The organism is Streptomyces sp. P1-3 (assembly GCF_050613155.1).
In the GTDB taxonomy this organism is placed as follows: domain Bacteria; phylum Actinomycetota; class Actinomycetes; order Streptomycetales; family Streptomycetaceae; genus Streptomyces.
On the sequence record NZ_CP192512.1, the window covers coordinates 2,804,419 to 2,830,254 of the forward strand.

The 25,836-nt window shown below is 70.5% G+C and carries 25 protein-coding genes; 8 read left to right on the forward strand and 17 right to left on the reverse strand.

Going from position 1 to position 25,836, the window contains the following annotated elements:
* Positions 1-14: 14 nt before the first annotated feature.
* From ACQUSR_RS11620 to ACQUSR_RS11645, 6 genes are all read right to left on the reverse strand, one after another.
* Positions 15-950 (reverse strand): type II secretion system F family protein, encoded by a 936-nt coding sequence (locus tag ACQUSR_RS11620; RefSeq protein ID WP_431042496.1) that lies wholly within the window; start codon positions 948-950, stop codon positions 15-17.
* 36 nt (positions 951-986) lie between these two features.
* Positions 987-2,363: a CpaF family protein gene (locus ACQUSR_RS11625; protein ID WP_431042497.1), complete on the reverse strand. Its 1,377-nt coding sequence runs from the start codon at positions 2,361-2,363 to the stop codon at positions 987-989.
* Positions 2,360-2,911 (reverse strand): TadE family protein, encoded by a 552-nt coding sequence (locus tag ACQUSR_RS11630; RefSeq protein WP_431042498.1) that lies wholly within the window; start codon positions 2,909-2,911, stop codon positions 2,360-2,362. The genes ACQUSR_RS11625 and ACQUSR_RS11630 overlap by 4 nt, the downstream gene beginning before the upstream one ends.
* 269 nt (positions 2,912-3,180) lie before the next feature.
* On the reverse strand, positions 3,181-5,394 hold the full coding sequence (locus tag ACQUSR_RS11635; RefSeq protein WP_431042499.1) for an AAA family ATPase: 2,214 nt from the start codon (positions 5,392-5,394) through the stop codon (positions 3,181-3,183).
* Between the two features lie 14 nt (positions 5,395-5,408).
* Positions 5,409-6,113, reverse strand: coding sequence for a Flp pilus assembly protein CpaB (gene cpaB / locus ACQUSR_RS11640; RefSeq protein WP_431042500.1), 705 nt, complete (start codon positions 6,111-6,113; stop codon positions 5,409-5,411).
* Between the two features lie 48 nt (positions 6,114-6,161).
* Entirely contained in the window at positions 6,162-7,100 is a 939-nt protein-coding gene (locus ACQUSR_RS11645) for a hypothetical protein (protein WP_431042501.1), read from the reverse strand.
* 260 nt (positions 7,101-7,360) lie between these two features.
* Between ACQUSR_RS11645 and ACQUSR_RS11650 the strand changes: the two genes are divergently transcribed.
* Entirely contained in the window at positions 7,361-8,422 is a 1,062-nt protein-coding gene (locus tag ACQUSR_RS11650; RefSeq protein ID WP_431042502.1) for a chitinase, read from the forward strand.
* A 150-nt stretch (positions 8,423-8,572) separates the two neighbouring features.
* Here the strand turns inward: ACQUSR_RS11650 and ACQUSR_RS11655 are convergent, their stop codons facing one another.
* Complete coding sequence (locus ACQUSR_RS11655; RefSeq protein ID WP_431042503.1) at positions 8,573-9,424, reverse strand: S1 family peptidase; 852 nt, start codon at positions 9,422-9,424, stop codon at positions 8,573-8,575.
* 248 nt (positions 9,425-9,672) lie between these two features.
* Between ACQUSR_RS11655 and ACQUSR_RS11660 the strand changes: the two genes are divergently transcribed.
* Positions 9,673-11,019 carry a M14 family metallopeptidase gene (locus ACQUSR_RS11660; protein WP_431042504.1) on the forward strand — a complete coding sequence of 449 codons (1,347 nt, stop codon included), beginning with the start codon at positions 9,673-9,675 and terminating at the stop codon, positions 11,017-11,019.
* A 267-nt stretch (positions 11,020-11,286) separates the two neighbouring features.
* Positions 11,287-12,642 (forward strand): M14 family metallopeptidase, encoded by a 1,356-nt coding sequence (locus ACQUSR_RS11665; RefSeq protein WP_431042505.1) that lies wholly within the window; start codon positions 11,287-11,289, stop codon positions 12,640-12,642.
* 88 nt (positions 12,643-12,730) lie between these two features.
* Here the strand turns inward: ACQUSR_RS11665 and ACQUSR_RS11670 are convergent, their stop codons facing one another.
* The 8 genes from ACQUSR_RS11670 to ACQUSR_RS11705 form a co-directional block, all read right to left on the reverse strand.
* On the reverse strand, positions 12,731-13,144 hold the full coding sequence (locus ACQUSR_RS11670) for a RidA family protein (RefSeq protein WP_431042506.1): 414 nt from the start codon (positions 13,142-13,144) through the stop codon (positions 12,731-12,733).
* Between the two features lie 120 nt (positions 13,145-13,264).
* On the reverse strand, positions 13,265-13,867 hold the full coding sequence (locus ACQUSR_RS11675; RefSeq protein WP_431042507.1) for a hypothetical protein: 603 nt from the start codon (positions 13,865-13,867) through the stop codon (positions 13,265-13,267).
* Entirely contained in the window at positions 13,864-15,132 is a 1,269-nt protein-coding gene (locus ACQUSR_RS11680; protein ID WP_431042508.1) for a DUF7224 domain-containing protein, read from the reverse strand. Before ACQUSR_RS11680 ends, ACQUSR_RS11675 begins: the two co-directional genes overlap by 4 nt.
* Positions 15,133-15,135: 3 nt before the next feature.
* Positions 15,136-15,879, reverse strand: a complete 744-nt coding sequence (locus ACQUSR_RS11685; RefSeq protein WP_431042509.1) for an ATP-binding cassette domain-containing protein — start codon at positions 15,877-15,879, stop codon at positions 15,136-15,138.
* 129 nt (positions 15,880-16,008) lie between these two features.
* Positions 16,009-16,368: a hypothetical protein gene (locus tag ACQUSR_RS11690; protein ID WP_431042510.1), complete on the reverse strand. Its 360-nt coding sequence runs from the start codon at positions 16,366-16,368 to the stop codon at positions 16,009-16,011.
* A 1,052-nt stretch (positions 16,369-17,420) separates the two neighbouring features.
* Positions 17,421-17,645, reverse strand: coding sequence for a hypothetical protein (locus ACQUSR_RS11695; protein ID WP_431042511.1), 225 nt, complete (start codon positions 17,643-17,645; stop codon positions 17,421-17,423).
* Positions 17,636-17,905 (reverse strand): hypothetical protein, encoded by a 270-nt coding sequence (locus tag ACQUSR_RS11700; RefSeq protein WP_431042512.1) that lies wholly within the window; start codon positions 17,903-17,905, stop codon positions 17,636-17,638. Before ACQUSR_RS11700 ends, ACQUSR_RS11695 begins: the two co-directional genes overlap by 10 nt.
* Positions 17,902-18,111 (reverse strand): hypothetical protein, encoded by a 210-nt coding sequence (locus tag ACQUSR_RS11705; protein WP_431042513.1) that lies wholly within the window; start codon positions 18,109-18,111, stop codon positions 17,902-17,904. Before ACQUSR_RS11705 ends, ACQUSR_RS11700 begins: the two co-directional genes overlap by 4 nt.
* Before the next feature lie 288 nt (positions 18,112-18,399).
* On the opposite strand from ACQUSR_RS11705, the gene ACQUSR_RS11710 reads away from it, so the two are divergent.
* Both ACQUSR_RS11710 and ACQUSR_RS11715 read left to right on the forward strand, forming a co-directional pair.
* Positions 18,400-19,260 carry a helix-turn-helix domain-containing protein gene (locus ACQUSR_RS11710; protein ID WP_431042514.1) on the forward strand — a complete coding sequence of 287 codons (861 nt, stop codon included), beginning with the start codon at positions 18,400-18,402 and terminating at the stop codon, positions 19,258-19,260.
* Between the two features lie 16 nt (positions 19,261-19,276).
* Positions 19,277-19,477 carry a DUF397 domain-containing protein gene (locus ACQUSR_RS11715; protein ID WP_431042515.1) on the forward strand — a complete coding sequence of 67 codons (201 nt, stop codon included), beginning with the start codon at positions 19,277-19,279 and terminating at the stop codon, positions 19,475-19,477.
* A 68-nt stretch (positions 19,478-19,545) separates the two neighbouring features.
* On the opposite strand, the gene ACQUSR_RS11720 is transcribed toward ACQUSR_RS11715, so the two are convergent.
* Positions 19,546-20,103 (reverse strand): Uma2 family endonuclease, encoded by a 558-nt coding sequence (locus ACQUSR_RS11720; RefSeq protein WP_431042516.1) that lies wholly within the window; start codon positions 20,101-20,103, stop codon positions 19,546-19,548.
* Positions 20,104-20,260: 157 nt separating this feature from the next.
* Here ACQUSR_RS11720 and ACQUSR_RS11725 point away from each other — a divergent pair, with 157 nt between their 5' ends.
* From ACQUSR_RS11725 to ACQUSR_RS11735, 3 genes are all read left to right on the forward strand, one after another.
* Positions 20,261-21,865 (forward strand): N-acyl-D-amino-acid deacylase family protein, encoded by a 1,605-nt coding sequence (locus tag ACQUSR_RS11725; protein WP_431042517.1) that lies wholly within the window; start codon positions 20,261-20,263, stop codon positions 21,863-21,865.
* A 97-nt stretch (positions 21,866-21,962) separates the two neighbouring features.
* Positions 21,963-23,174: a pyridoxal phosphate-dependent aminotransferase gene (locus tag ACQUSR_RS11730; RefSeq protein ID WP_431042518.1), complete on the forward strand. Its 1,212-nt coding sequence runs from the start codon at positions 21,963-21,965 to the stop codon at positions 23,172-23,174.
* Positions 23,175-23,257: 83 nt separating this feature from the next.
* Complete coding sequence (locus ACQUSR_RS11735; RefSeq protein WP_431042519.1) at positions 23,258-23,686, forward strand: hypothetical protein; 429 nt, start codon at positions 23,258-23,260, stop codon at positions 23,684-23,686.
* Positions 23,687-23,806: 120 nt separating this feature from the next.
* Here ACQUSR_RS11735 and ACQUSR_RS11740 read toward each other — a convergent pair whose 3' ends face one another.
* The gene (locus tag ACQUSR_RS11740; RefSeq protein ID WP_431042520.1) at positions 23,807-25,654 is read right to left on the reverse strand and encodes a phosphoenolpyruvate carboxykinase (GTP); all 1,848 of its coding nucleotides are present in this window, start codon (positions 25,652-25,654) and stop codon (positions 23,807-23,809) included.
* Positions 25,655-25,836 lie beyond the last annotated feature (182 nt).

The following is a 25,836-nucleotide window of genomic DNA, read 5'->3' on the forward strand; positions in this document are numbered from 1 at the left end:
GTCCGTCGTCTCCCTCACACGTCGATCTTCGACAGCCGGCGGATGAGGAAGAAGCCGAGGCCGTACAGCGCGAAGGCGACGACCACCGCCGCCTGGCCCCAGAAGTCGGACGTCATGCGCTCGATGGAGCCGGGTGCGATCTTGTCCATCAGCAGCAGGGTGCCCACACCCATCAGCGGTACGACGTAGGCGGTGACGGTGACCTGGGAGAGCTGGGTGCGGACCTCGCGCCGGGTCTCCTTGCGCTCCTCCAGGGTCTGTGTGAGGTTGCGCAGCGAGGAGACGACGGTGCCGCCCGCACGGTTGGACAGCACCAAGGTGGTGACCAGGACGACGAGTTCGCGTGAGGGCAGCCGCTCGGCGAGTTCGCCCAGCGCGTCGTCGATGGAGTGGCCGACGGCGAGTTTGGCGGCGACCTTGGCCAGTTCCTCGCCCGCCGGAGCCTCCATCTCGTCGGCCGCCATGCCCAGTGCGGTACGCAGCGCGAGCCCGGCCTGGGTGGCGTTGGCGAGGATGCGCGACAGTTCCGGGAGCTGGTTGATGAACCTCTCGATCCGCTTCTGCCGCTGCCAGTTGAGATAGGCGAAAGCCGACCAGACGGTGACGAGCGCGGCGATCGGGCCGAAGAAGGCCGCGAGCGCGGCGGCGGCGACCAGCCACAGCCCGGCGGCCGCCAGCGCGGTGTACGCGGCGAACTCGCCGGGCGTGAGGTCGAGGCCGGTGGCGGCCAGCCGCCGCGCCAGCCGCCGGCCGGGCCCGGTGCCGCGCAGCCACCGGTCCAGGCCGGCGAAGCGGCGCTGCGGCCCGGCCGGGTCCCGGCCGGTGTCGGAGAGCCGGTCGACGAGGGCCTGGCGCTGGGCGCGCCCGGCGGCGTACAGATGGGCTCCCGCGACGGCCAGCGCGCCGCACAGCACGGTGCCGCCCAGGGTGAGGAGCGCGAGGTCGGTCATGACCGCCCGCCCGGGGTGCGGAACGCGAGGTCGAGGTCAGCCACGGTGGCCTCCCGCGCGCCGCGGGTCGTCGGCCGGGCCCGCGCCGCGGGTGGTCAGCTGGGCCGGGGAGGCGGCGACGCCGAAGGCGGGCGGGACCGGCTCGCCCGCCAGGCGCAGCCGGGTCGCGGCCCGTTCAGGGAGCGGGAAGTGCCCGAACCGGCCGTGTACGACCCGGTCGGCGCCGATCGGCTGGGTGTCGAAGCGGCAGACGGTGGTGATCCGGTACTCCTCGTGGCCGTGGCTGTCGAGCAGCGCGATCTCGCTCACCTTGCGGGAGCCGTCGGCGTGCCGGGCGAGCTGGACGACGCAGTCGACGGCGCTGTTGATCTGGTCGCGCAGCGCCTGGTACGGGACGGCGACCTCGGACATGGAGGCCAGGGTCTGGAGCCGCATCAGCGCGTCCTCGGCGCTGTTGGCGTGCACGGTGGCCAACGATCCGTCGTGGCCGGTGGACATGGCCTGGAGCATGTCGAGGGTCTCGCCGCCGCGCACCTCGCCGACGATGATGCGGTCCGGTCGCATGCGCAGTGAGTTGCGTACGAGATCGCGGATGGTGATCCGGCCGTTGCCCTCGACGTTGGGCGGCCGGGACTCCAGCCGGACCACGTGGGTCTGCTGGAGCTGGAGTTCGGCGGCGTCCTCGACGGTGATGATCCGCTCCCCCTCGGGGATGAGCCCGGACAGGGCGTTGAGCAGGGTGGTCTTGCCGGAGCCGGTGGGCCCGGAGACCAGGACGTTGAACTTGGCCCGCACCAGCGCGGCCAGCAGCAGCGTCATCTGCTCGTCCAGGGTGCCCATCCCGATCAGCTCCGCGAGGGTGTAGGCGCGCGGGAAGCGGCGGATGGTGAGGGTCGCGCCGGTCAGGGAGAGCGGCGGGATGATGACGTTGACGCGTTCGCCGCTCGGCAGCCGGGCGTCGACCATCGGATTCGACTCGTCGACCCGCCGGTTGACGGTGGAGACGATGCGCTCGATCGTCTGCATCAGCTGCTCCTCGGACGCGAAGCGTACGGGTACCAGCTCGACGCGGCCCGCCCGCTCCACGAAGATCTGGTCCGGCCCGTTGACCATGATCTCGGTGATGGAGGCGTCTTCGAGGAGCGGTTCGAGGACGCCGAGGCCCAGCGCCTCGTCCACGACCCGGCGGATGAGCCGGTCGCGCTCGGCGGTGGACAGCACCGGGCCCTCGCGGCTGATGATGTGGCCGAGGACGCGCTCCAGCCGGGTGCGCCGCTCGGCGGCGGCCAGCGAGGACATCTCGGCGAGGTCGATCTCCTCCAGCAGCATGATGCGGTAGACGGCGACCAGGTGGCCGTCCTGACGGCCCTCGGCCGGGGTCTCGGGAGCGGCGATCCGCGCGCGGAGGCTCACGGGCGGCTCCGTCCATGGCCCGGGCCGATGGCGTAGCCGCCGGCGGTGCCGTCCGCCGGGGTGTCGGGGACGGCCGCGTCGTCCGCCGGGGTGCCGGGGACGGCCGCGTCGTCCGCCGGGGTGTCGGGCGTGCGCGGCATGACGGCGGTGCGCTGGGCGGTGCCGAAGTCCAAGCCGGGGATGACCGAGGGGATCTTCACGCGCGCGGTGGCGCGGGCCTCGTCGCCGCTCTCACTGACGCTGAAGGACGCCTCGTCGGCGAGCCACCCGCTGATCGCCGCCCGCCCCGCCCCCTCCGGGCTGGCCACCGCCTCGTCCGACGACGCCGTACGAGCCGCCGCCCGGGCCCCGGTCCCGGCCTGCTGGGCGGCGTACGCGGCGAGCCCCAACTGCACCGCGCCGAGCGCGACGGCCAGGAGGATCGGCAGGAAGCCGATGAACTCGATGGAGACGATGCCGCGGTCGGACGGCCGGCGCCGGGTGCGGCGGATGCGGGGCGCGGGGGCTTTCTCCCCTGCCCCGCCCCTCCCCGCAAACAGGGGCTCCACTCCTGGACCCCAGGACTGAGCCGCCGCAGGCGCGACGCGGTGTCGCGCGCGCGGCGGTCCCGTACGCGCCGATGCCGCGTGCCCGGGTTCCGTACATGCCGATGCCGCGTGCCCGGGTCCCGTACGCGCCGATGCCGCGTGCCCAGGTCCCCTACGCGCCGCATCCTCGCAAGCCGGAGTCGCGTGCGCAGGCTCCCCACACACCAACTCCCCCTGGGCTCCTTCAGCGCGCGTCGCGCGCACGCGCTCCTCGTCTCGCCGTCGCGTGGTCACCGGTCCCGCGCCTCCTCCACCGCGCCCGCCGTCCCCGTCACGCTGAACGGGAAGTCGACGGCGCCGGGGATGAGCACCGGGACCTTCACCGTCACCTTCGCCTTCCACAGGCCGTCGCCGGACGGGCCGCAGGAGGCGGTGCCGTGCCAGGCGCTGGGCAGGTCCTCGGTCGCGGCGGTGTGGCACGCGGCCGCGCCGCCGTCGGCGGCGGCCCCCGCGCGGGCTCCGCGGTCGGCGGCGTGGCCCGCCAGCGAGAAGGTGTAGCCGACCAGGACGAACTGCCAGACGAGGACGAGCACGGTCAGGATCAGCGGGATCAGGCCGACGAACTCGACGGTGACCTGGCCGCGGTCGCCACCGCGTCGGCGGCTGAACCGTGTCGTGGGCACCTCGGTGAGCGCCTCGGGTCCGGTACCGGGGCCTGCGCCAGGGTTTGCGCCAGGACCGGCGCCAGGGCCTGCGCCCGAGCCTGTGTCAGGGTTTGCGCCAGGGCCTGCGCCGGAGCCTGTGCCCGGACTGGCGCCAGGGCTTATGCCCGGGCCGGTGCCGGGACCTATGCCCGGGCCGGTGCCGGGGCGCGTGCCCGGGCCAGGCCCGTTCCCCATGCCTGGCCCGGCTCCTATGCCTGGCCCAGTGCCTATGCCCGGCCCGTTGCCCACGCCCGGCCCGGCGCCTATGGCCGGACCAGCGCCCACCCCCGGCCCGGCGCCCACCCCCGGCCCGGCGCCCATGCCTGAGCCCGCACCCGCGCCCGAGCCCGCGCCGGGTACAGGGCCCGACCCTCCGGCCGCTGAGCCCTTGCCCTTGCCTGTCCCCTTGGCCATGCCCTTGGCCAAGCCCTTGGCCGTCCGCTTGCCCTCGGCCCGGCCCTGGCCCGGCCCCGCCCCCGTACTCGTGCCCGTACTCGTGCCCGTACCCGCCCCCGCGTCCCGGCCCGCCGGCAGCGCGCGGCGGCGGCGCAGGCCCGGCAGCACGCGGTCGCCCGATCCCGGCTGGCCGCCGCGGTGCGCGGCCCGGCGGCCGCCGTCCTGGACGGGCTCGGCCAGGCCCAGTTCCCCGGCCAGCGTCCACAGTGCCTGCCGGACCGCCGACTTGGCTTCGAGGTCCTGCATCCGGCCCGCGTCGACGGCCGGTTGCAGGTCCTTGTACGCGGCGGGTACGGCGGTACGGGCCGCCCGGGTGCCGGTGGCCCGTGCCACGAGCTGGGGCTGGATCTCGGCGCCGCGCGTGTGCCGGTTGACGACGGTCACGGCCTGGTCGGCCTTGCGGATCTGGAGCCGGTCCCAGAGCCGGACCATCCGCTTGGCGGCGCGCACCGCCACCACGTCCGGGGTGGTCACCAGCAGCGCGGTGTCGGCGGTCTCGATGACGGCCGCGCCCGCCGAGGTGATCTGCGTACCGCAGTCCACGATCACGATCTCGAAGCGGGCGCGCAGCGCGCCCAGGATCTGCCGGGCCGCGCTGTCCGTCACCTCCTCTCCGCGCTCGCCCTCGCCGGGCGCGAGCAGCAGCCCGAGCCCGGTGTCATGGCTGAACACGGCCTCCTGGAGGACCCGCGGGGTGATGTCGCCGACCTGCGCCAGGTCGGCGATGGACCGGCGGAACTGGACGTCCAGGTAAGAGGCGACGTCGCCGGACTGGAGGTCCATGTCGACCAGCGCCACGGTCCGCCCGGCGGCGCGCGCGGCCAGCGCGAGCTGGACCGCCGTGACGGTCGTGCCGACGCCGCCCTTGGCGCCGGTGACGGCGAGCAGATGGCCGCCGGGCCCGGTCGCGGGCTCCGCCCCGCCGTGGCCGCCGAGATGCCGCCGTACCCCGGTCGCCCACTGGGCGGCGGCCTGGACGCGGGCGGCCAGTTCGTCGTACGTCAGCGGAAGCGCGGCGAGCCCGCGGGCCCCGGCGTCCATGGCGGAGGAGTACAGCGCGGGCCCGGCGTCACCGGTCATCAGCACCACACCGACGGCCGGGAAGCGCAGCGCGACCTCGCGGATCAGCTCCAACGCGGGCATGGGGCCGAGGCGTTCGTGGACGAGGACGACCTCGGGCAGGTCCGCGACGGAGCCGGCGGCGAGCGCGGCGAGGGTGTCCAGCAGCCGGGTGGAGTCGCCGACGGGGGCGAGCGGTTCGACGCCGGGCAGCTGCCCGAGCAGCCCGCCGACCGCGCGGGCGGAGTCCGGGTCGCCGACGGCGGGGAGGGTTCTGATCGTCACCGTGTGCCCCGCCTTCACTTGTCGCCGTCGAGGGTGTACGTGCGGTCCTTCGGGGCGACGGCGGTGTCGCCGCCGGGCGCGACGAGGGCCAGCCGCACGTGGGCGGCGAAGGACTCCGCGTACGCCACGCGCTGGGCGTCGCGGGTGTCGAGGGCGAAGGTGATCGGCACGGCCTCGCCGACCCGCCGCCGGTCGTCCTCGTCCGGCTCCAGGGCGGTGAGCTTGCCGACGTCGATGACCTTGGCGTCGGCGACGATCAGCTTCGAGACGGACTTCTCGCCCTCCGCCCTGCCTTCGAAGGTGGCGTAGATGTTGACCCGGGAACCAGGGGTGATCTTGCCCGCCACACCGGTGGAGGCGTCGATCATGATGGCGATCTCCTGCTGGCCGGGGGCGATCGCGGGCCGGTCCACGATCATGTCGGACTGGAGCAGCGAGCCCGCGCGCAGCGGGGTGACGGCTATCTTGCCGCGCACGTCGGCCAGATCGGTGACGGCGGTCTCGGGCAGCCACCGCTCGGGCATGGAGATCTTCCGGAACTGCCCCGCGTCCAGCGCCCGGTAGGCCGGGATGTCCGTCTTGAGCTCGTACGCCGTGGTCTCGGGTCCGACCTTGGACTCGACGTCGTCGATGACGGAGAGCACTCCGGCGAACGCGCCGGCGGCGCACAGGACCGACAGGAGCAGCAGGATGACTCCGCGGCGCTGGCGAACATTCATGGACGGGCAACCTCGTTCGGGACGGACTCGGGGCGGACTCGGGAGGGGCTACGACGGCCGGCGGGTCAGGGCGGGGCGTGCTGACGGTGCGGAGGCGAGGGCGGACGGGCCGGCGGCGGACGCGGACGTGGACGGGGTGGCGGCGAGCGCGCGCGGGACGTCGGCGGACGGCACCGGGGCGGAGCAGAACGCGCAGCGGTCGCCGATGAGTTCCAGGCCGCACCAGTGGCACTCCTGGCGCCGCACCGACGCCACGAGCTGGTAGAGGACGGAGAGGTCGGGGATGTCGGCGGCGAACTCGGTCAGCCTGCCGGTGCCCCACCAGCGCGCGGACTCCGCGGGCAGCGGCACCTCCTGGACGCCCTGCGCCTGCCAGGCGGACGCCAGGGTTCCGGTGACCCAGTCGCCGGGGTGCTGGTGGCCGCGGGCGACGGTGAGCTGGAGGGCGTAGCCGGGGGCGGGTGGGGCATCGTCGCCGCCGCCCACCCTGACCAGCCGCGGGGTGGGGTGCGCGAGCACCCCGAACCGCGTGCCGGGCAGCCAGGACCTGACGTGCGAGCCGAGGCCGACGGGGACCCGGTCGAGCCGGGCGACGCTGCCGAGCTGGGCGCCCGCGTGGATGTAGTGCGCCAGCAGCCGGGCCGCGCAGGCCAGCACGCCGGGGCTGAGGTCGCAGACCGAGAGCCTGCGGAGCTGACGGGTCAGCACGGCGATGGCGAGCGGCGGCAGATCGAGCGGCAGCAGCGCGATCCGTTCGCTCTCCAGCAGGGCCCGTACGGTGCGCAGCCGCCGGATGGCCGGGGGCGGGGTGGCGCCGGCGTACGGCACGATCAGATAGCCCTGCCGGTCCAGGAGGGCCTGGGCGGCGGCCAGGCAGCCGTCGAGCGGCTGGTCCTGCGGGGAGGGGAGCACGACGGCGGACGGGGTCTGCCCGTCGGGCGGCGGAAGGACCAGCTCACGGCTGGTCACGGCTATCGCGGTGGGCACTCGGCTACCCCGTTCGCTTCGGCGCCGGGGAGCTCGGCGGCCGCAGGTCGCTACTGCACTGTTCCCCCAGTTATCCCTGGGAGATGCCCCCAGGCAGCAGCACTTTATCCGTAATTGACGCTCCGCCCCAGACCCCTGTCCCACGCGTCTGGGGCTTGACAAGGGTATTGGTCTGGACCACCTTGTACGGCAAGCTCAGGGCCCCGAGCGCGCACCGCAGCACACCACCTTCCCCCCACCACCCCCACACGGAGGCAGTCGTGGTACGCGCACGCACACGCACGCATCGGCGGAACCCCCGCCGGAGGAACCTGTTCGGCGCGCTGGCAGCGGCGGCGCTGGCGGCGTCCGGACTGATCGCCGCCGGCACGGCGGACGCGGCCGAGGAGCCCGCGTCCGGCGCGGCGGCCGGATCGGCATCGGCCGCGGCCACCGCCGCCGTGCCCGCGCACGCGGTCACCGGCTACTGGCAGAACTTCGACAACGGCGCCACGGTGCAGAAGCTCAGCGATGTGCCGGAGGCGTACGACATCGTCGCGGTGGCGTTCGCCGACGCCACCGGCACCCCCGGCGCGGTCACGTTCAACCTGGACTCGGCCGGGCTCGGCGGCTACACCGTGGACCAGTTCAAGGCCGACATCAAGGCCAAGCAGGCGGCCGGGAAGTCCGTGATCATCTCCGTCGGCGGCGAGAAGGGCGCGGTGTCGGTCAACGACGCCGCCTCGGCGACGGCGTTCGCGGACTCCGTCACGGGCCTGATGGACGAGTACGGCTTCGACGGCGTCGACATCGACCTGGAGAACGGGCTGAACTCCACCTACATGACCCAGGCGCTCAAGGCGATCCACGACCGCAGGAGCGATGTCGTGGTGACCATGGCGCCGCAGACCATCGACATGCAGTCGACCTCGAACGAGTACTTCAAGACGGCGCTGAACATCAAGGACTTCCTCACCGTCGTCAACATGCAGTACTACAACAGCGGCTCGATGCTCGGCTGCGACGGCAAGGTGTACTCCCAGGGCTCGGTCGACTTCCTCACCGCCCTGGCCTGCGTCCAGCTCGAGGGCGGCCTCGCCCCCTCCCAGGTCGCCATAGGGGTGCCCGCCTCGCCCCGGGCGGCGGGCAGCGGACACGTCGCCCCGAGCGTGGTCAACGCCGCGCTGGACTGTCTGACCAAGGGCAGCGGCTGCGGCTCGTTCAAGCCGTCGAGGACGTACCCGGGGCTGCGCGGAGCGATGACCTGGTCGACCAACTGGGACGCGGCGAACGGGAACGAGTTCGCGCGGAGTGTGGGCGGACACGTGCACGGCCTGCCGTAGCCCGCGACCGGCACCGGTGCCCGGCCTCACCGCCTCGGTGGGGGCCGGGCACCGTCAGACCAGACCAGGGTCAGACCAGGCCGAGGTCAGATCAGGCCAGGGTCAGATCACAGGCCAGGGTCGGACCAGGTCAGGCCCGGTCGGGCCACGTCACGGCTTGGGCAGGGTGCATCCCTCCAGGCTCAGATCGACCTTGTTTCCGGCCGCGACGCACTTGGTGATCTGGTACGTCTGCTGGGCGTAGTTGATGCCCTTGCGGACCGTCACCTCGCCGTTCTCGTCGACCTCGCACGGATTGTAGTCCGTGCACCGCTCTCCGCTCTCGTTGCCCGTGTTGTTCACGGCGACGACCTTGCCGGTGGCCTCGTCGACGACGGGCGAGCCCGAAGTGCCGCCGATCGTCTTGCAGTCCGGGGTGTAGCGGACGGAGTCCTTCCACGTCCACTCGCCCTCGCGCAGCTCGTGCACGAAGCCGTCCACGTCGCAGCTGTAGATCTTCTTCCAGTAGCCGGACACCACGCTGATGGCGGCGCCCTGGGCGGGCCGCTCGGCGGAGAGCTCCAGTGCCTTGACGCCGAACTTCTCCTGGATGTCGGCGTAGGTCGCGTCCACCTCGTACAGCGAGACGTCGGTGTCCGTCATCGTGGCGTACGAGACCTTGGTGGCGCGCACGGTGCCCGCGTCGCCGCTGCCGGCGTCCAGCAGGGTGAAGCTGCGGCTGGACGGCTGGTCCACGACGACCTCGCCCGGCCCGGGGAAGCCGGTCTCCAGACAGTGGCCGTTGGACATGACCAGGGCGGGGTCCTGGTCGGTGGAGTTCGGCATCTTCACGACCGAACCGGAGCAGTTGCTCAGCGCGACGGTGCCCTCGAAGTTCACGGCCGCCGGCTTCTTCTTGGCCGTCCCGGCATCGGCCGCCGAGGCGGACGACGCGGCGAAGCCGAGGACGGTGACACCGCTCAGCGCCACGGCCGAGAGCGTGCCTATGAAGGACGTCTTCATGTGGGGGGTTCCTCCATACCGAAGTTGCTTTCGGATTTGACGTGGGCATTGTCACGGCGAGGGGCGGCGGAAGGCAATGGCCGGCATGGCTGGAAACAGCCGCCGGAGGATCGGCCGGCCATCCGCGGGCCACACAAGGGCACTTGACCATGTCCATGCCCCGCCCCAACGATGGACGCAGGTGTCCACCCCAGAACCACGGACACCCAACCCCCCACCCGTCGCACTGGAACCCAGGAGACATCACCATGCGACTGCGCATACGCGGCCGGCGGACCACCGCCGTCGCCGCCACCGTCCTGGCACTGGCGCTCGCCGTGCCCATCGCCGCCCAGGCCCAGGACTCGGACTCCCCCCACACCCCCCGCGCCGCCGCGTCCGGTACGGAAGCCGCGCGGCAGTACGAGGTCACCGGGCCGGACACCGCCGCCGCCCGCGCCGCCCTCGCGTCCACCGGCGCGTCCGTCGACGCCGTCCGCGACCACTCCGTCGTGATCACCGCGGACGCCGAGCAGCTCGCCGCGGTACGCGGACTCGGGTACCGGGTCAAGGAGTTGCCCGGCCCGCCGAAGCGGGGCGGGGCGAGGAAGGCGGGAGTCAAGGACTTCCCGTCCGATGACGCCGGCTACCACAACTACAAGGAGGCCACGGCGGAGATCGACGCCGCCGTCGCCAAGCACCCGAAGATCATGAGCAAGCAGGTCATCGGGAAGTCCCACGAGGGCCGCGACATCGTCGCCGTGAAGATCAGCGACAACGTCGGCGAGGACGAGGACGAGCCGGAGGTGCTGTTCACGCACCACCAGCACGCCCGTGAGCACCTGACCGTGGAGATGGCGCTCTACCTGGTCAAGGAGTTCGGCGACAAGTACGGCTCCGACGAGAAGATCACCAAGGCGGTCGACGGCCGCGAGGTCTGGATCATCCCCGATGTCAACCCGGACGGCGGGGAATTCGACATCGCCGACGGCGAGTACCAGATGTGGCGCAAGAACCGGCAGCCCAACGAGGGCTCGCAGGAGGTCGGCACCGACCTGAACCGCAACTGGGCGTACAAGTGGGGTTGCTGCGGCGGCTCCGACACCGACCCGGCCTCGGAGACGTACCGCGGTCCGTCCGCCGAGTCCGCTCCGGAGAGCAAGGTCGTCGCCGACTTCGTCCGCGGCCGGATCGTCGGCGGCAAGCAGCAGATCAAGGCCGCCATCGACTTCCACACCTACAGCGAGCTGGTGCTGTGGCCCTTCGGCTGGACCCAGGACGAGACCGGCGAGGGCATGACGCAGGACGACCACGACGTGTTCGCCACGGTCGGCAAGGACATGGCCGCGACCAACGGCTACAAGCCCGAGCAGTCGAGCGAGCTGTACGTCACCGACGGCGCGATCGACGACTGGCTCTGGGGCGACCAGAAGATCTTCGCCTACACCTTCGAGATGTACCCGGGCGAGAACGGCTCCGAAGGGTTCTACCCGCCCGACGAGGTGATCGGGAAGGAGACCAGCCGGAACCGGGAGGCCGTGCTGAAGCTGCTGGACAACGCGGACTGCATGTACCGGGCCATCGGCAAGGAAGAGCAGTACTGCAAGACGGGCTGACGACCCGCTGAGCCCTCGTCAGGCGCCCCGTGGCCGCATGCCACGGGGCGCCTTCATGTGCGCTTCACGCCCGCGGACCGCGCCGCCGCCCGGAAGTCGCCCGGAAGTCGGACGGAAGTTGGCGCATTCCGACCGCTCAGGCCGCCCACACCCCCTTGACCATGTCATGCCCATGGCCGAACACTTTTGCCGAGTCGCGATGTCTTCACCGCAGGAGCACCTCACACCCCACACAGGAGCACCTTTCACCCCCCATCAGGAGAACCCATGCGACGTCGCATATCCGGCAGACGGGGCGCCGCCCTCGCCGCCGTGCTCGCCCTCGCGCTCGGCGCGCCCATGGCCGCCGAGGCCGCCGGCCCCGACTCCGCCGACAGCCCCGCCCGTACGGGGGCCGCCGCCGCCACGGCCGACGAGCCTCAGCGGCAATACGAGGTGGCGGGCCGAACCACGGTCGCGCAGCGCAATCTGATCGCCGCCACCGGCGCGTCCGTCGACGAGGTGGACGCCCGCTCGCTGGTGGTCACCGCCGCCCCCGCCCAGGCGGAGGCGCTGCGCGGGCTGGGCTACGACCTGACCCCGCTGCCCGGCCCCCCGTCCCGTACGGGCGGCAAGGACGCGAAGCCGTACGACTTCCCTTCGTCGGACGCCAAGTACCACAACTACGCGGAGATGAACGCCGAGATCAACGCGGCCATCGCCAAGTATCCGGACATCATCAGCAAGCGCGTCATCGGCAAGTCCTACCAGGGCCGGGACATCATCGCCGTCAAGATCAGCGACAAGGTCGGCACGGACGAGGCCGAGCCCGAGGTGCTGTTCACCCACCACCAGCACGCCCGTGAGCACCTCACCGTGGAGATGGCGCTCTACCTGATCCGCGAGTTCACCCAGGACTACGGCACCGACTCCCGGATCACCAACGCGGTCAACGGGCGCGAGATCTGGATCGTCCCGGACGTCAACCCGGACGGCGGCGAGTACGACATCGCGTCCGGCTCGTACCGCAGCTGGCGCAAGAACCGGCAGCCCAACTCCGGCTCCTCGGCCGTCGGCACCGACCCGAACCGCAACTGGGACTTCAAGTGGGGCTGCTGCGGCGGCTCCTCGGGCAGCCCGAGCTCCGAGACCTACCGCGGCAAGTCCGCCGAGTCCGCCCCCGAGGTGAAGGTCGTCGCCGACTTCGCGCGCAGCCGCGTGGTGGGCGGCAAGCAGCAGATCAAGTCCGCCATCGACTTCCACACCTACAGCGAACTGGTGCTGTGGCCCTACGGCTACACCACGGCGGACACCGCGCCCGGCCTGACGCAGGACGACCACGACGTGTTCGCCACGGTCGGCAAGGACATGGCCGCGAGCAACGGCTACACACCCGAGCAGTCCAGCGACCTGTACGTCACCGACGGGTCGATCGACGACTGGCTCTGGGGCGACCAGAAGATCTTCGCGTACACCTTCGAGATGTACCCGTCGTCCTTCGGCGGCGGCGGCTTCTACCCGCCCGACGAGGTCATCGAGCGGGAGACCGACCGCAACCGCGACGCGGTACTGCAACTGCTCGAGACGTCCGACTGCATGTACCGGGCGATCGGCAAGGAGGACCAGTACTGCGCGGGTAGCTGACGCCCGCCCGGCGCGAGGTGCCCTCGGGGGCGGTCGAAACGGTCCCGAGGGCACCGGCGTGTCCAGGACCTGAGCGGGCCCCGAGGGCTCAGCCGAGAACCGCGAGCGCGTCGATCTCGACGAGCAGTCCGGCGGGCAGGCCGACGTAGACGGTGGTGCGTGCCGCCGGGGGCCCGGCGAGATCGGCGAAGTAGTCGTCGTAGATCTCGTTGAACTCGGCGAAGTGCGCGGTGTCCGTGAGGTAGACGCGGATCATCAGCACGTCCTCCCAGCGCGCGCCGCCCTCGTCGAGGACCGCCTTGACGTTGGCGAGGGTCTGGAGGGTCTGCTCGCGCAGCCCGGGGCCGACCGGGGCAGGGGCCTGGCCCGCCGCCGCCGGCCCGAAGCCGACCTGGCCCGCGACCTGGAGGATGTTGCCCTTGCGGACGCCGGGGGAGTACTTCGCGGGCGGGGCGGGGTGGTTGGCGGGGGTGATCGCGGTCTTCGAGAGCTGTTCACTCATGAGGCGGGCTCCTTCCGAGGGGTGTTACCGGAGTACTCGCGACCGATGGGACGTACCTCCACCTGGCCACGTCCCTCCACAGGCTTCCGTACCTCCACTGGACTGGGGCCCGTCGACACGTCAAACGCCCCAGGCGATGGCTCGCGAGGAGGGTCGCATAGCGACGGTGAGTGACAGTCCGGCGAGGAGAACGACTGCCGTGATAACCGAGGCCACCGGGGAGTCGGCGGGGTGCAGGATCCATGCCCACGGCTCCGCCTTGCCCCCTGGGCTCCAGCCGGTGGCCGCGCAGACCAAAGGCACCGCGGCAACCGCGACCGCCGCAAGACGGTGGCCAACAAGCGGGAGGAGGAGTAGTCCCAGGCCGACATAGGCGGCGATGTTACGACCCAGCACGAGGGAAATGGCGCCGCTCCCGACGGCGTAACTCAAGCCAGCGACCGCCGCACCACCGATGGCGACGGCCAAACCAAGAAGCGCGTCCCAAACCCGCACCGGCCGACAGGCGACGCTCTCGGCGCGCAGGTCGCCGCGCCCCATGCCGTACAGGAGCATGACCGCGGGCAACAGCGCGATGAGATGGCCGACGAGGAAGTGCCCGGACCGGCCCGTCAGTACCGGCATGGGCAGCTCCGCGTTCCCCATGAGCAGGCCCAGCGCGTTGGTCCCGACGACGGTTATGGCCAGTGTGGGAACCGCGCGGGCCTTGCACCACCAGATCACGTCTGACTCCCGCCGATGCGCAACTGGGGTCGCGCGTTGCAGCTACCCATGGCCTTGACATTGCGCTCGTACCAGTCGAGCTGCACGTGCCGGGGTTGTTTCATGACGTGCTGGGCGAGGGCGAGCTCCGGCGGTATCACCCGGTTGGCGACCCCGCGGGGTGAGGCGCCGGCGGTCAGAGAGAGCCAGGCGCCGACGGGACCGGAAGCGATCTCGGCCGGGTAAGGCTCGCCTTCCTCCGCGCATGCGGGCGCCTGCGGCGTGAGCCCCGCAGCCACGCCTATGCGGACATCGTCGGCGTCGGTATCAGGCCCGATGGCAAGCTTGGACTCGCCGGCCCCAGGCCGGTCGGCCATGGTCAGTGTGGCGGGGACCTCGACGCCGACCTGACGGAGCCTCTCGGCGGCCTTGCGCGCCTCGGTGCGGATCATGGCCGCTTGGCCCTCCATCTCCGGCCACAAGCAGATCCGCGGTCGACCGTCGTCGCAGGCGAGCTCACTGGTCGGCCTGGATACCAATGGTTCGGCTCCCATGCCACGGGCGGAGGCCGCGCCGCCCGCGAATCCCCCGGCGGCCAACGCTACGGCCGCGATCGCGGCGGGGGCACTCCTGCGGTAGTGGATGAGCACCACGGCGGCCAGGCAGACAGCCGTGCCGAAGACTCCAGCGCTCACCAGCGCACGTACGTCCACACTCTGGTCGAGATTGCAGCAGTCGATCAGTCCTCCACCAACCAGGTGGCGAACCCACAAGATGTCCCAGGAAACCGGGAACGCAGTGGCGACGAAGCTGGTGATCAGCGCGACCGGAACTGCGAGGACAGGGGCCAACAGTCGGCCCAGGACGTAGCCGACCAGCGTGTTGGCCGCCAGCAGCACGGCTTCGACAGCCAGGATCCCCAGGTGCGGCATCCCGATGCCGACGTCGGCGGCGGTCGCGGTCACCAGGAGAGCCACCCCCATGCCGACCACCCCCATCACGAACACCGGGAGCAGCAGCGGAAGGGCGATGGCCAACGGCGAGCGCACGGCGGCCTGGTCGACGACGCGTGCACGACGCAGCCGACCCCCCTCCCACGCCGCCGACGCGGCACACGCAGCGCCGACGAAGCCCAGGGCGTTGCTTGCGCTGCCCGTGACAGAGGGCCAGTAGCGGGGGGTGACCCATTCGGTCATGTCGTCGCCGAGGGCAAGCGCGACGAACGCCGCCAGGAAGGGCAGGATGCGGGTGGCCGACGAGAGGCGGACGACGGTTCGCAGCAGCACAGGTCAGACCTCCTCGCCCACAAGTTGGGCATAGGCCGCTTCCGCGCGTTCACGTGGGCCTTGGGCATTGTCGACCAAGGCGTGGAACTGGGCGGTGGTGCCCTGGAAGCGGACGGTGCCCCGGTCCAGTACGACAACGTGCTGGTAGAGCTCGGCGAGGTCTTCCGTCTGGTGGGTGGAGACAATGACATGGACGTCGTCGGCAAGCTCTTCGAGCAAGGATCGGAAGACCCTGCGCTGAGTGGGGTCGAGACCGGCGGTCGGCTCGTCCATGAGGATGAGCTCGCTGCGGTGAGTGAGCGCTCCGGCGATCCCCATGCGACGCAGCTGGCCGCCCGAGACCTGGTGGCTGCGGCGGTCGGCGACTTTGCTCAGGCCGACGCGGGCGAGGGCGGAGGCGGAGGCGTTCCAGGCGTCGGCGCGGCTCATGCCCTTGAGCCAGCCGGCGTAGGCGACCTGCTCGCGTACGGTCAGCCCTGGGACAGATGCGATCTGCTGCGGCAGCCAGGCCACCGCCTTGCGGTACGCCGTCACGTTTCGACGAGCCGCGGGGTTGCGGCCCCTCCAGGTGACGGCTCCACGAGTCGGTTTGAGATGGGACGCGGCCAGCGCCAACAGTGTTGACTTTCCCGCCCCGTTGGGGCCGAGCAGTACGGTTGCCGGACTGTCGATGCCCAGGTCGAACTCGTCGAGCACGGTCGTTTTCCGGTTGTAGTGGAAGACGACGCCACGGAAGTTCAAGGCCATGAATCGCACATTCCGCCGCTGTGCATCCCAAGCGGCTGCTGTAGTGAGGAGTCGAAGCGAGCTGGCGCCTCGGTACAAGCGAACCTGCACCGAGGCACCAGCGATGACGCACCTTGCGGAGCGCCGGTTCTAGTACTTGATGTAGACCTTGTTGGCGGTCATGTAGCCGCCGCTCCCGAATCCGGAGAGCTCGAAGTAGTACTTACCGGAAGACTCGTCACCCCAGGACGACTTGCCGCACTTGTTGTCGCGGCTCCCCTTGTTGTCGTCGGGGTAGAAGTCGCGGTTCTTCCAGAGCTTGAGCGTAGCCCACTTGAACCCGTCCCCACCGTCGGTCGAGCAACCGCTCAGTGATACCGAGGTAGTGACCGAGTCCCTGTTGTTGTCCTGCCAGCGCGAGGACTCCTGCCCCTGACGCCAGGCCGAGAAGTACGTGTCGCGGCTCCCCTCGGCATGGGCTGGGACTGCCCCGGCGAATCCCAGCAGCACGGCTCCGGCTATAAGACCCGTGGTCCTTCGGCTTGCGTTCACTCTCTCGTCCTCTCACCTATGGCGCGTGACACCGGGTGTCACGCAGGCATGGCGGAGAAAGCGTCTTCGCCTTCCCCCCGTGACAGCGCTGCTGTGCTTGGCGATCGCGAGAGGAAACGTATCCGCATGCACTGAGAGCGATCATTCCGCTACGGCCAGAAACGGTCGATCCGCGCGAGGCAGGGGCACGCCCCGTCGCCATCGCCTATGCCCGAAAGGGCAACGCACTCAAGGGACTTGATCGCAACTAACGGCGGTACCCCACTAGTCCGATTTATCCGCACCTTTTCGGAAGATGGCCAGATCCTTGCCTCGTCGAGCCAGGCCGGGGCCGAGGTTGGCTCTGGGCCGGTCGACCCAAGAGTCAGCTCGTCAGCGGGTTCGTGCGGGGCTGTTGAAGATCCAGCCCAGACGCCCCCGGACCAGGGGCAGCGATGCGTCGGCCCACGTTGTCACCTGGAACACACCTGGCAATTGCACGAATCGGCGTAGGCACACCCGCCAGCGGGTCGGATAGCCGACGGTCGGGGCGAGGCGGTGGTGACTGGTCATGCCACCACCGTCCCACGGCCGCGAGTCAGGATCTCAGTTTTCAGAGGTAGATCTGCGCACCGCAGCGCTTGCAGTGCTTCGCACCCTTGGGCACGTCGTGGCTACAGGGCTTCTTGTGTTGTTCTGCCATGGCGCGTTTCCACGGGGCTGGCCGGATGACGAAGGGGACTGGGGCGGCGGCGGCCCGGGCCAGCCGGTGTCCGTGAGCGGCGCCCGAGACAGAGGCCGACCGCTACGGATACCGCTACAAGGAGCAGCAGACCCGCGAACCGTCCCGCGTGCGCCAGGGCCCGCACGACCGCCGTCGTACGACACCGGGGTGGTCGCGGGCGGGCATGACGCGTGGGTCGTTCCCGTGGCCGGTCGTCGGCGAGGCCGGGCGCGGAAGGTGCTGTCAGCGTCTTCCCGCCCGCGTGCTCGGGGTCGGACGTGCGCCCGGCCGGGTTGGGGTCGACGCGTCAGTGCCGCTGGGCGGTGACCAGGAACTGGCGATGCGTGGGGTGCGAGCGCGTGTGGTTGATCGTCCAGACCTGGACCGGGCGCGGGTCGTCGTCCACCAGCCCCGAGGACTCGGCACACGCCATGCACTCGACACCGTAGATCCCGTGCGGCGCGCCCTCCCCCATCTCGGCGCTCAGGATCCACTCGGCACCCTTGATGATCGCGTCCGCACTCACAACCACGCCCCCGGTTCTGCCCGGTAGGGGCGGGTGATGTGCTCGCGGTAGGCGAGGTGATGGGGGTTGGCCTTGAGATGCCGGACGGCCCACTCCGTACCGTCCTCGCAATCCCCGGTGATCGGCCCGCTCTCCTCGCAGGTCGCGCACTGCATCCGGTACGTGTGCGGCTCCGCCTCGGGGCGCCGGTCCGGGCCGATGACGTGTTCCCGGAACCGGAACCGGCCACGGGTGGGCCTGTCCATGTGCTGCTTCTGCTCGCTCACCAGGCCGCCACCTTCACGCCGTGGATCCAGCGCGGGCCGACGTCGATCCCGTGCACGGCGAGCCACAACGCCCACCGCCACTGGCGCCGCAACCGGCGTTCCGCGACGGGGTACGCATTGGCGGTCTCGGCCGGCCGGTGGCGGCCCGATGGTGGGAATAACAGGCGCATCAGCGCCTCGCAGGTCCGGACGATAGTCTCTGCCATGTTGACGCTCCTCTACAGCGTTGACCGTGCCCCCGGACTGGATGCACCCAGTCGCGGGGGTTTTCGCACGGCCCTTCTTGTTGCATGCGTGTTCGACGCATCGCCAATCCAGCGCACTGGTAGCCGAGTTGCCACGGTGAGTGACGCCTGCGACTAGCCTGCACCCGTAGGCGCTTCGCGCGCAAGCCATGCGAATGCAGTCATTGCATGTGCTCCTAGAGCTTGGTGGCGAAGCCAGCAGGCGGACAGAATCGACCTCCGTCGCGTACAGACGAAAGGTGCGTTGCCATGCCTCCGAAACGGCAGATCCCTACAGTCCGTCTCCGTCGACTTGCGGCAGAACTACGGCGGTTGCGCGGGGCATCGGAGCTGACCAGGGAAGACGTCACAGAGCGGACGGGCATCAACACGGTCACGCTGTACCGGATAGAGACGGCGCGCGTTCGTCCCCAACGTCGCACGCTCCTGGCACTGCTGGACCTCTACGAGGTCCACGCCTCTCATCGCGACGAGGTCTTGGCGCTGTTGCAGGGCGCCAAGGAACAAGGATGGTTGCGGCCATATCACAGCGAGCTTCCCGAGCAATACACTGCGTACATCAGCTTCGAGTCCGAGGCGTGGGAAGTCCGCAACTATGAGTCGCTGTTCATCCCTGGGGTGTTGCAGACCGGAGATTACGCACGGGCTGTCATCAAGGGGACGTTGCCGATGGCCACTGTCGAGGCAGTAGAGCAACGAGTGCAAGCACGGGTCGAACGGAAGGCCGTGCTCGCCAAGAAGGAGCCGCTACGCGTCTGGGCAATCATGGATGAGGCAGCGTTGCACCGGACGGTGGGTGGGCCGAAGGTCATGCGCGAGCAGATGGAGCACTTGGCGCAGGTGACCGGGGAACCTCACGTGACGCTCCAGGTCATCCCGTTCAGCGCTGGTGCCCATGCGGGCATGCCAGGGTCCTTTGTGCTGATGGGCTTCGCCGACAAAGAAGACCCGGAGCTCGTCTATCTGGACAGCATGGCCGGGGATCTCTTTCTTGAAGCAGAAATCGACGTACGCAGGTATGGCGTGATGTTCGACAACCTGCGTGCGCAGGCACTCAGTCCCGATGACACGTTGCGCCTGATCACTACACTTGCGAGCGAGATGCGGTGAGAAGAGGTAGCGAGCAATGCATGAAGACCTGGTATGCGCGCACTGGCGCAAGAGCTCTTACAGCAGCGGAGACGGCCAGTGCGTCGAGATCGCCTTCCTTGGTGAGGCGGTGGCAACGCGCGACAGCAAAGATCCCCAGGGCCCGGCGTTGGTCTTCTCGGCGGACGGCTGGTCGTCGTTCGTCTCAGCAGTCACACGCGGGGAGTTCTCCGCCTGAGTCACCCCAGCAAGGCCCAGTGAGGGGCACCCGGTGACCACGGGGCCGTCGTCGTGTCGGCGTCCAGATCAAAGGTCGCCCGTCTCCAGATCCAGGTCGAACGGAGCGGGAAGGTGCAACGAGGTCCCGAAAGGGTGCGGGCCGTCGACGCGGGTGTATCCGAGCTGACCCGGTTCCGCGAACAGGGTCACGCTGCGCTCCACGCGGTCGATCAGGAGGTAGAGCGGCGCGCCGTACTCGGCGTACCGACGGCGTTTCACCACCCGATCGGTGTCGGCGTCATAGTCACCGGTGACTTCGACCACCAACAGCGTCTGGTCCGGCACCAGCGCGCCTGCACCCTTCGCGAGTTCTTCCGGCACCACGGCGATATCGGGGACGTACCAGTTGGGCGAGCCGTGAAGATCCAGGTTCCCCGAGCCTCCGACGCACCCCAGTTCTTCCACGCGGTCTGCGATCTGTCGGCGGACGAGCTGCGCGGCGCGTTCGTGGTCCCATGTCGGTGACGACGGCACGATGATCCCTTCGACAACCTCGGCTCGGTCGACCTGGAAGCGCTGCACGGCGTACTTCAGAGCGCGTTCGGGATCGATGCCGTGGGTGTAGTCAGCAGGCACGGTACTCATGTCCTGTGACCAAGCGGCAGAACAGCGCGGTAAGCGTGGAGGCGCGATGTGACGTCCATGGGCCCACGATGCCCCACCACCACCCCTTGGGGCAGCCGCGACCACACCGGGGATGAACACCCGAAAAGGTGTGCCAGCCATTCCCCAGGGAGGCCCCATGGACCTCGTCATCCGCGACGCCCGCGTCATCGACGGCACCGGCGCCCCCGCCTACCGCGCCGATGTCGGCATCCGCGACGGCCGGATCGCCGTCATCGCCCGAGAGGGCGGCGGGTCGCGTCCCGGCGCGCCACGCAGCCTCGACGCCGACGGCCTCGCCCTCGCCCCCGGGTTCATCGACATGCACGCCCACAGCGACCTCGCCCTGCTCCGCGACCCCGACCTCTCGGCCAAGGTCGCCCAGGGCGTCACCCTCGACGTCGTCGGGCAGGACGGGCTGTCGTACGCGCCCGTCGATGACCGCACGCTCGCCGACACGTGCGCCGCCATCGCCGGGTGGAACGGCGACGGAGCCGGCATCGACTTCGACTGGCGGACGGTCGGCGGGTATCTGGACCGGCTCGACCGGCAGGGCATCGCCGTCAACGCCGCGTACCTCGTCCCGCAGGGGACCGTTCGGATGCTCGTCATGGGATGGGAGGACCGGGCCGCCGGCCCTGCCGAGACGGAGCGGATGAAGGCACTCGTCGCCGAAGGGCTGGAGCAGGGTGCCATCGGGATGTCCTCCGGGCTCACCTACCCGCCCGGCATGTACGCGCCCGACGCCGAACTGACCGAGCTGTGCCGGGTCGTGGCGGCGTACGGCGGCTACTACTGTCCGCACCACCGCAGTTACGGCGCGGGCGCCCTCGACGCGTACGCGCAGATGGTGGCGGTCACCCGGGAGGCGGGGTGCGCGCTGCACCTGGCCCACGCCACCCTCAACTTCGACGTCAACAAGGGGTGCGCCCCGGACCTGCTGGCGCTGCTCGACGCCGCCCTCACCGACGGCGCCGACATCACCCTGGACACGTATCCGTATCTGGCGGGGTGCACCACGCTCGCCGCGTTGCTGCCCGGCTGGGCCGCCGAGGGGGGTCCGCAGGCGACGCTGGCGCGGCTGCGGGACGACGCGACGGCCTGGCGGATCCGGCACGCCATGGAGGTCGAGGGCGCGGACGGCTGCCACGGCGTGCCCGTCGACTGGGGCACCGTCGAGATCTCCGGGGTCCGCCGCGCCGCACTGGCCGGACACGTCGGGAAGACCGTCGCCGCGGCCGCCCGCGAGCGCGGCGAGGCGCCCTTCGCCACCGCCCGTCGGCTGCTGATCGAGGACCGGCTCGGCGCCACGGTCCTCCAGCACGTCGGGCACGAGGAGAACGTGCGGGCGATCATGCGGCATCCGGCGCACACCGGCGGCAGCGACGGCATCCTGCACGGGCTCAAGCCGCATCCGCGCGCCTACGGTACGTTCCCGCGGTACCTCGGACGGTACGTGCGCGAGCTCGGCGTCCTCGGCCTGGAGGAGTGCGTGGCACACCTCACATCGCGTCCCGCGGCCCGGCTGCGGCTGCCGGACCGGGGGTTGGTCAGGGAGGGCCACCGCGCCGATCTTGTGCTCTTCGATCCCGGAACGGTCGCCGCCGGATCCACATTCGAAGCCCCGCGCACCCTCCCGACCGGTATTCCGCATGTGCTCATCGACGGGCGCTTTGTGATGAAAGACGGGCGCCGTACGGACGTCCTGGCGGGCCGGTCGGTACGGCGCGCCCCGGCCGACTGAGCAGCGGCTGCCCTTCGCCGGTGGGCCCGCCTCGCGCGCCCCCGACGTGGGCGAAAACACCACACGGCCCCTGTCGCACCCCCGTAAGGTGGCCGGCATGCAGGTGATCCAGTCCACGAAGCTCGCCAATGTCTGCTACGAGATCCGGGGTCCGGTGCTTGAGGAGGCGATGCGGCTGGAGGCGGCGGGTCATCGCATTCTCAAGCTCAACACCGGCAACCCCGCGCCGTTCGGCTTCGAGTGCCCGCCGGAGATCCTGGAGGACATGCTGCGCTCGCTCGGCGACGCGCACGGCTACGGCGACGCCAAGGGGCTGCTGTCCGCCCGCCGCGCGGTGATGCAGCACTACCAGACCAAGGGCATCGAGCTGGACGTCGAGGACATCTACCTCGGCAACGGCGTCTCGGAGCTGATCCAGATGTCGATGCAGGCGCTGCTGGACGACGGTGACGAGGTGCTGGTCCCGGCGCCGGACTATCCGCTGTGGACGGCCTCGGTCTCACTCGCGGGCGGCACCGCCGTGCACTACCGCTGCGACGAGCAGGCGGACTGGCTGCCGGACCTCGCCGACATCGAGCGCAAGGTCACCGACCGCACCAAGGCGATCGTCGTCATCAACCCGAACAACCCGACGGGCGCGGTCTACGGGGAGGAGCTGCTGCGCGGCATCACCGAGATCGCCCGCCGGCACAACCTGGTCGTCTGCTCCGACGAGATCTACGACAAGATCCTTTACGACGGCGCGACGCACACCCCGACCGCCGCCATCGCGCCGGACCTGCTGACCCTGACGTTCAACGGACTGTCCAAGGCGTACCGGATCGCGGGCTACCGCAGCGGCTGGCTCGCGGTCTGCGGCCCCAAGGCGCACGCCACCAGCTATCTGGAGGGGCTGACGATCCTGGCCAACATGCGGCTGTGCGCCAACATGCCGGCGCAGCACGCGGTGGCCACGGCGCTCGGCGGCCGGCAATCGATCAACGACCTGGTGCTGCCGGGCGGGCGGCTGCTGGAGCAGCGCGACACCGCCTACGAGCTGCTGACGCAGATCCCCGGCGTGACGTGCGTGAAGCCCAAGGGCGCGCTGTACGCCTTCCCCCGCCTCGACCCCAAGGTCTTCAAGATCAAGGACGACCGGCAGATGGTGCTCGACCTGCTGCGCGCCGAGAAGATCATGATCGTGCACGGTACGGGCTTCAACTGGCCGGAGCCGGACCACTTCCGGATCGTCACCCTCCCGGTGAAGGAGGACCTGGCGGACGCGGTGAGCCGTATCGGCACCTTCCTGGACGGTTACAGCCAGCCGTGAGCCGGTAATCAATCTGCAACCGAGACAACTTTAGACAGGGTCTAAGTTAGGATGGTCTCCTGAGCTTGTGAGGAGGCCATCCCATGTACGAACCGATCCGCACCAAATCGGTCCACAGCATGGCCGCGCACCACCACGACGACAACGACATCCCGCACCGCTCACGCCGGGAAGAGCTGGAGATCCGGCTCGCCGGGCATCTGACCGCCCTGCTGACCATCACCGACGAGCTGCGCGCCCTGGCGCCGCAGGCCGCGCTCGACGACGCCGCACAGCGCCTGGCCGACCATGTCACGCGGCTGCGCGACGGGCACGGCCCGCTGCGGGCCGCGCCCACCGTGACCGGCGACCCGCGCCGGATCGCGGCCCGGGTGGGCCAGCTCCACCAGCGGGCGCACGCCCTCGCCGGGAACGCGCTGGTGGTGGCCACGTCGTGCGACGACGCGGACGGTGCGGCGCTGGCCGCGGAGCGGATGGCCGCCCACGCGGCCGCCCTGGGAATCGAGGCCTGAGCCCCGTCCGGCCGGGGAGAGTGCTCGGCCCCGGCCCGGTGCCGCCCATGGTCGCTTGGTCGGGGACCTGTAGACACCAGGCCGGGGCCTGTCTTGCGTCAGCGTTGCCGCTGAGCGGGATCAGCCCAGGCGCTCGACCAGCGCGCGGTACTCGTCCCACAGCTCCTTCGGCGTGTGGTCACCGAAGGTGTTGAGGTGCTCGGGCACGAGCGCCGCCTCCTCGCGCCACACGTCCTTGTCGACGGTCAGCAGGAAGTCCAGGTCGGACTCGGCCAGGTCCAGGCCGTCGGTGTCCAGGGCGCCCTTGGCGGGCAGCACACCGATCGGGGTCTCGACGCCCTCGGCCTTGCCGTCGAGGCGCTCGACGATCCACTTCAGGACGCGGCTGTTCTCGCCGAAGCCCGGCCAGACGAACCGGCCCTCGTCGTTCTTGCGGAACCAGTTGACGTAGTAGATCTTGGGCAGCTTCGCCTGGTCCCCCTTTCGCGCGGCGTTCGCGCCGACCTTGAGCCAGTGGCCCATGTAGTCGCCCATGTTGTAGCCGCAGAACGGCAGCATGGCGAACGGGTCGCGGCGCAGCTCACCGACCTTGCCCTCGGCGGCGGCGGTCTTCTCGGAGGCGACGTTGGCCCCGAGGAAGACGCCGTGCTGCCAGGTGAGGGACTCGGTCACCAGCGGAACGGCGCTGGCGCGGCGGCCGCCGAAGAGGATCGCGGAGATCGGCACGCCCTTGGGGTCCTCCCACTCGGGCGCGATGATCGGGCACTGGCCGGCCGGGACGGTGAACCGGGCGTTGGGGTGGGCGGCCGGGGTCCCGGACTCCGGGGTCCAGTCGTTGCCCTTCCAGTCGATCAGGTGGGCGGGCGGCTCCTCGGTCTTGCCCTCCCACCACACGTCGCCGTCGTCGGTGAGCGCGACGTTGGTGAAGACGGAGTTGCCCCACATCGTCTTCATCGCGTTGGCGTTGGTGTGCTCGCCGGTGCCGGGCGCGACGCCGAAGAAGCCCGCCTCGGGGTTGATCGCGTAGAGCCGGCCGTCCTCGCCGAACCGCATCCAGGCGATGTCGTCGCCGATGGTCTCCACCGTCCAGCCGGAGATCGTGGGCTCCAGCATGGCGAGGTTGGTCTTGCCGCAGGCGGACGGGAACGCGGCGGCCACGTACTTGGCCTCGCCCTGCGGCGGGGTGAGCTTGAGGATCAGCATGTGCTCTGCGAGCCAGCCCTCGTCGCGGGCCATCACGGAGGCGATGCGCAGGGCGTAGCACTTCTTGCCGAGCAGCGCGTTGCCGCCGTAGCCGGAGCCGTAGGACCAGATCTCCCGCGTCTCGGGGAAGTGCGAGATGTACTTGGTGGAGTTGCACGGCCACGGCACGTCGGCCTCGCCCTCGGCGAGCGGGGCGCCGAGGCTGTGCACGGCCTTGACGAAGAAGCCCTCCTCGCCGAGCTCGTCCAGGACGGGCTGACCCATCCGGGTCATGGTGCGCATGGAGACGGCGACGTAGGCCGAGTCGGTGATCTCGACGCCGATCGCGGACAGCGGCGAGCCGAGCGGCCCCATGCAGAAGGGGACGACGTACATGGTGCGGCCCCGCATGGAGCCGCGGAAGACGCCCTTGTCACCGACGAAGATCTCCCGCATCTCGGCGGGGGCCTTCCAGTGGTTGGTCGGGCCGGCGTCCTCCTCCTTCTCGGAGCAGATGAAGGTCCTGTCCTCCACCCGCGCCACGTCGGTGGGGTCGGAGGCGGCGTAGTAGGAGTTCGGCCGCTTGATCGGGTCGAGCCGTTTGAAGGTGCCCTTCTCGACGAGTTCCTGGGCGAGGCGGTCGTACTCCGCCTCCGAACCGTCGCACCAGACGATCCGGTCCGGCTCGGTGAGTGCGGCGATCTCATCGACCCAGGAGATCAGCTCCTGATGACGGGTGGGCGGGGTGGTGGGTGTGGTGAGGGGAGCCGCATTACTGCGCGCCACGATCGCTCCGTTCCGCCGGAACCGCGCTGCCCGGCGTTTAGGTCGAGGGTTATGGCGGATATCTGCACCTATATCCGCTTTGGAGACAGCTACCCCTTGGGGGCTGCGACCCGGATGCACAGCTCATCCGGTGCCGACCGCGCTCATTTGATCATCCGGCGAGTTCGCCGATCTGTCCAGAG

Bases quoted from the DNA above. Each gene is read 5' to 3' on its own strand.
- ACQUSR_RS11715 (WP_431042515.1), top strand. From the start codon at position 19,277: ATGCATGAAGACCTGGTATGCGCGCACTGGCGCAAGAGCTCTTACAGC.
- ACQUSR_RS11730 (WP_431042518.1), top strand. From the start codon at position 21,963: ATGCAGGTGATCCAGTCCACGAAGCTCGCCAATGTCTGCTACGAGATC.
- ACQUSR_RS11720 (WP_431042516.1), bottom strand. From the start codon at position 20,103: ATGAGTACCGTGCCTGCTGACTACACCCACGGCATCGATCCCGAACGC.
- ACQUSR_RS11685 (WP_431042509.1), bottom strand. From the start codon at position 15,879: ATGGCCTTGAACTTCCGTGGCGTCGTCTTCCACTACAACCGGAAAACG.
- ACQUSR_RS11725 (WP_431042517.1), top strand. From the start codon at position 20,261: ATGGACCTCGTCATCCGCGACGCCCGCGTCATCGACGGCACCGGCGCC.
- ACQUSR_RS11710 (WP_431042514.1), top strand. From the start codon at position 18,400: ATGCCTCCGAAACGGCAGATCCCTACAGTCCGTCTCCGTCGACTTGCG.
- ACQUSR_RS11620 (WP_431042496.1), bottom strand. From the start codon at position 950: ATGACCGACCTCGCGCTCCTCACCCTGGGCGGCACCGTGCTGTGCGGC.
- ACQUSR_RS11705 (WP_431042513.1), bottom strand. From the start codon at position 18,111: ATGGCAGAGACTATCGTCCGGACCTGCGAGGCGCTGATGCGCCTGTTA.
- ACQUSR_RS11660 (WP_431042504.1), top strand. From the start codon at position 9,673: ATGCGACTGCGCATACGCGGCCGGCGGACCACCGCCGTCGCCGCCACC.
- cpaB (WP_431042500.1), bottom strand. From the start codon at position 6,113: ATGAATGTTCGCCAGCGCCGCGGAGTCATCCTGCTGCTCCTGTCGGTC.
- ACQUSR_RS11655 (WP_431042503.1), bottom strand. From the start codon at position 9,424: ATGAAGACGTCCTTCATAGGCACGCTCTCGGCCGTGGCGCTGAGCGGT.
- ACQUSR_RS11665 (WP_431042505.1), top strand. From the start codon at position 11,287: ATGCGACGTCGCATATCCGGCAGACGGGGCGCCGCCCTCGCCGCCGTG.
- ACQUSR_RS11670 (WP_431042506.1), bottom strand. From the start codon at position 13,144: ATGAGTGAACAGCTCTCGAAGACCGCGATCACCCCCGCCAACCACCCC.
- ACQUSR_RS11735 (WP_431042519.1), top strand. From the start codon at position 23,258: ATGTACGAACCGATCCGCACCAAATCGGTCCACAGCATGGCCGCGCAC.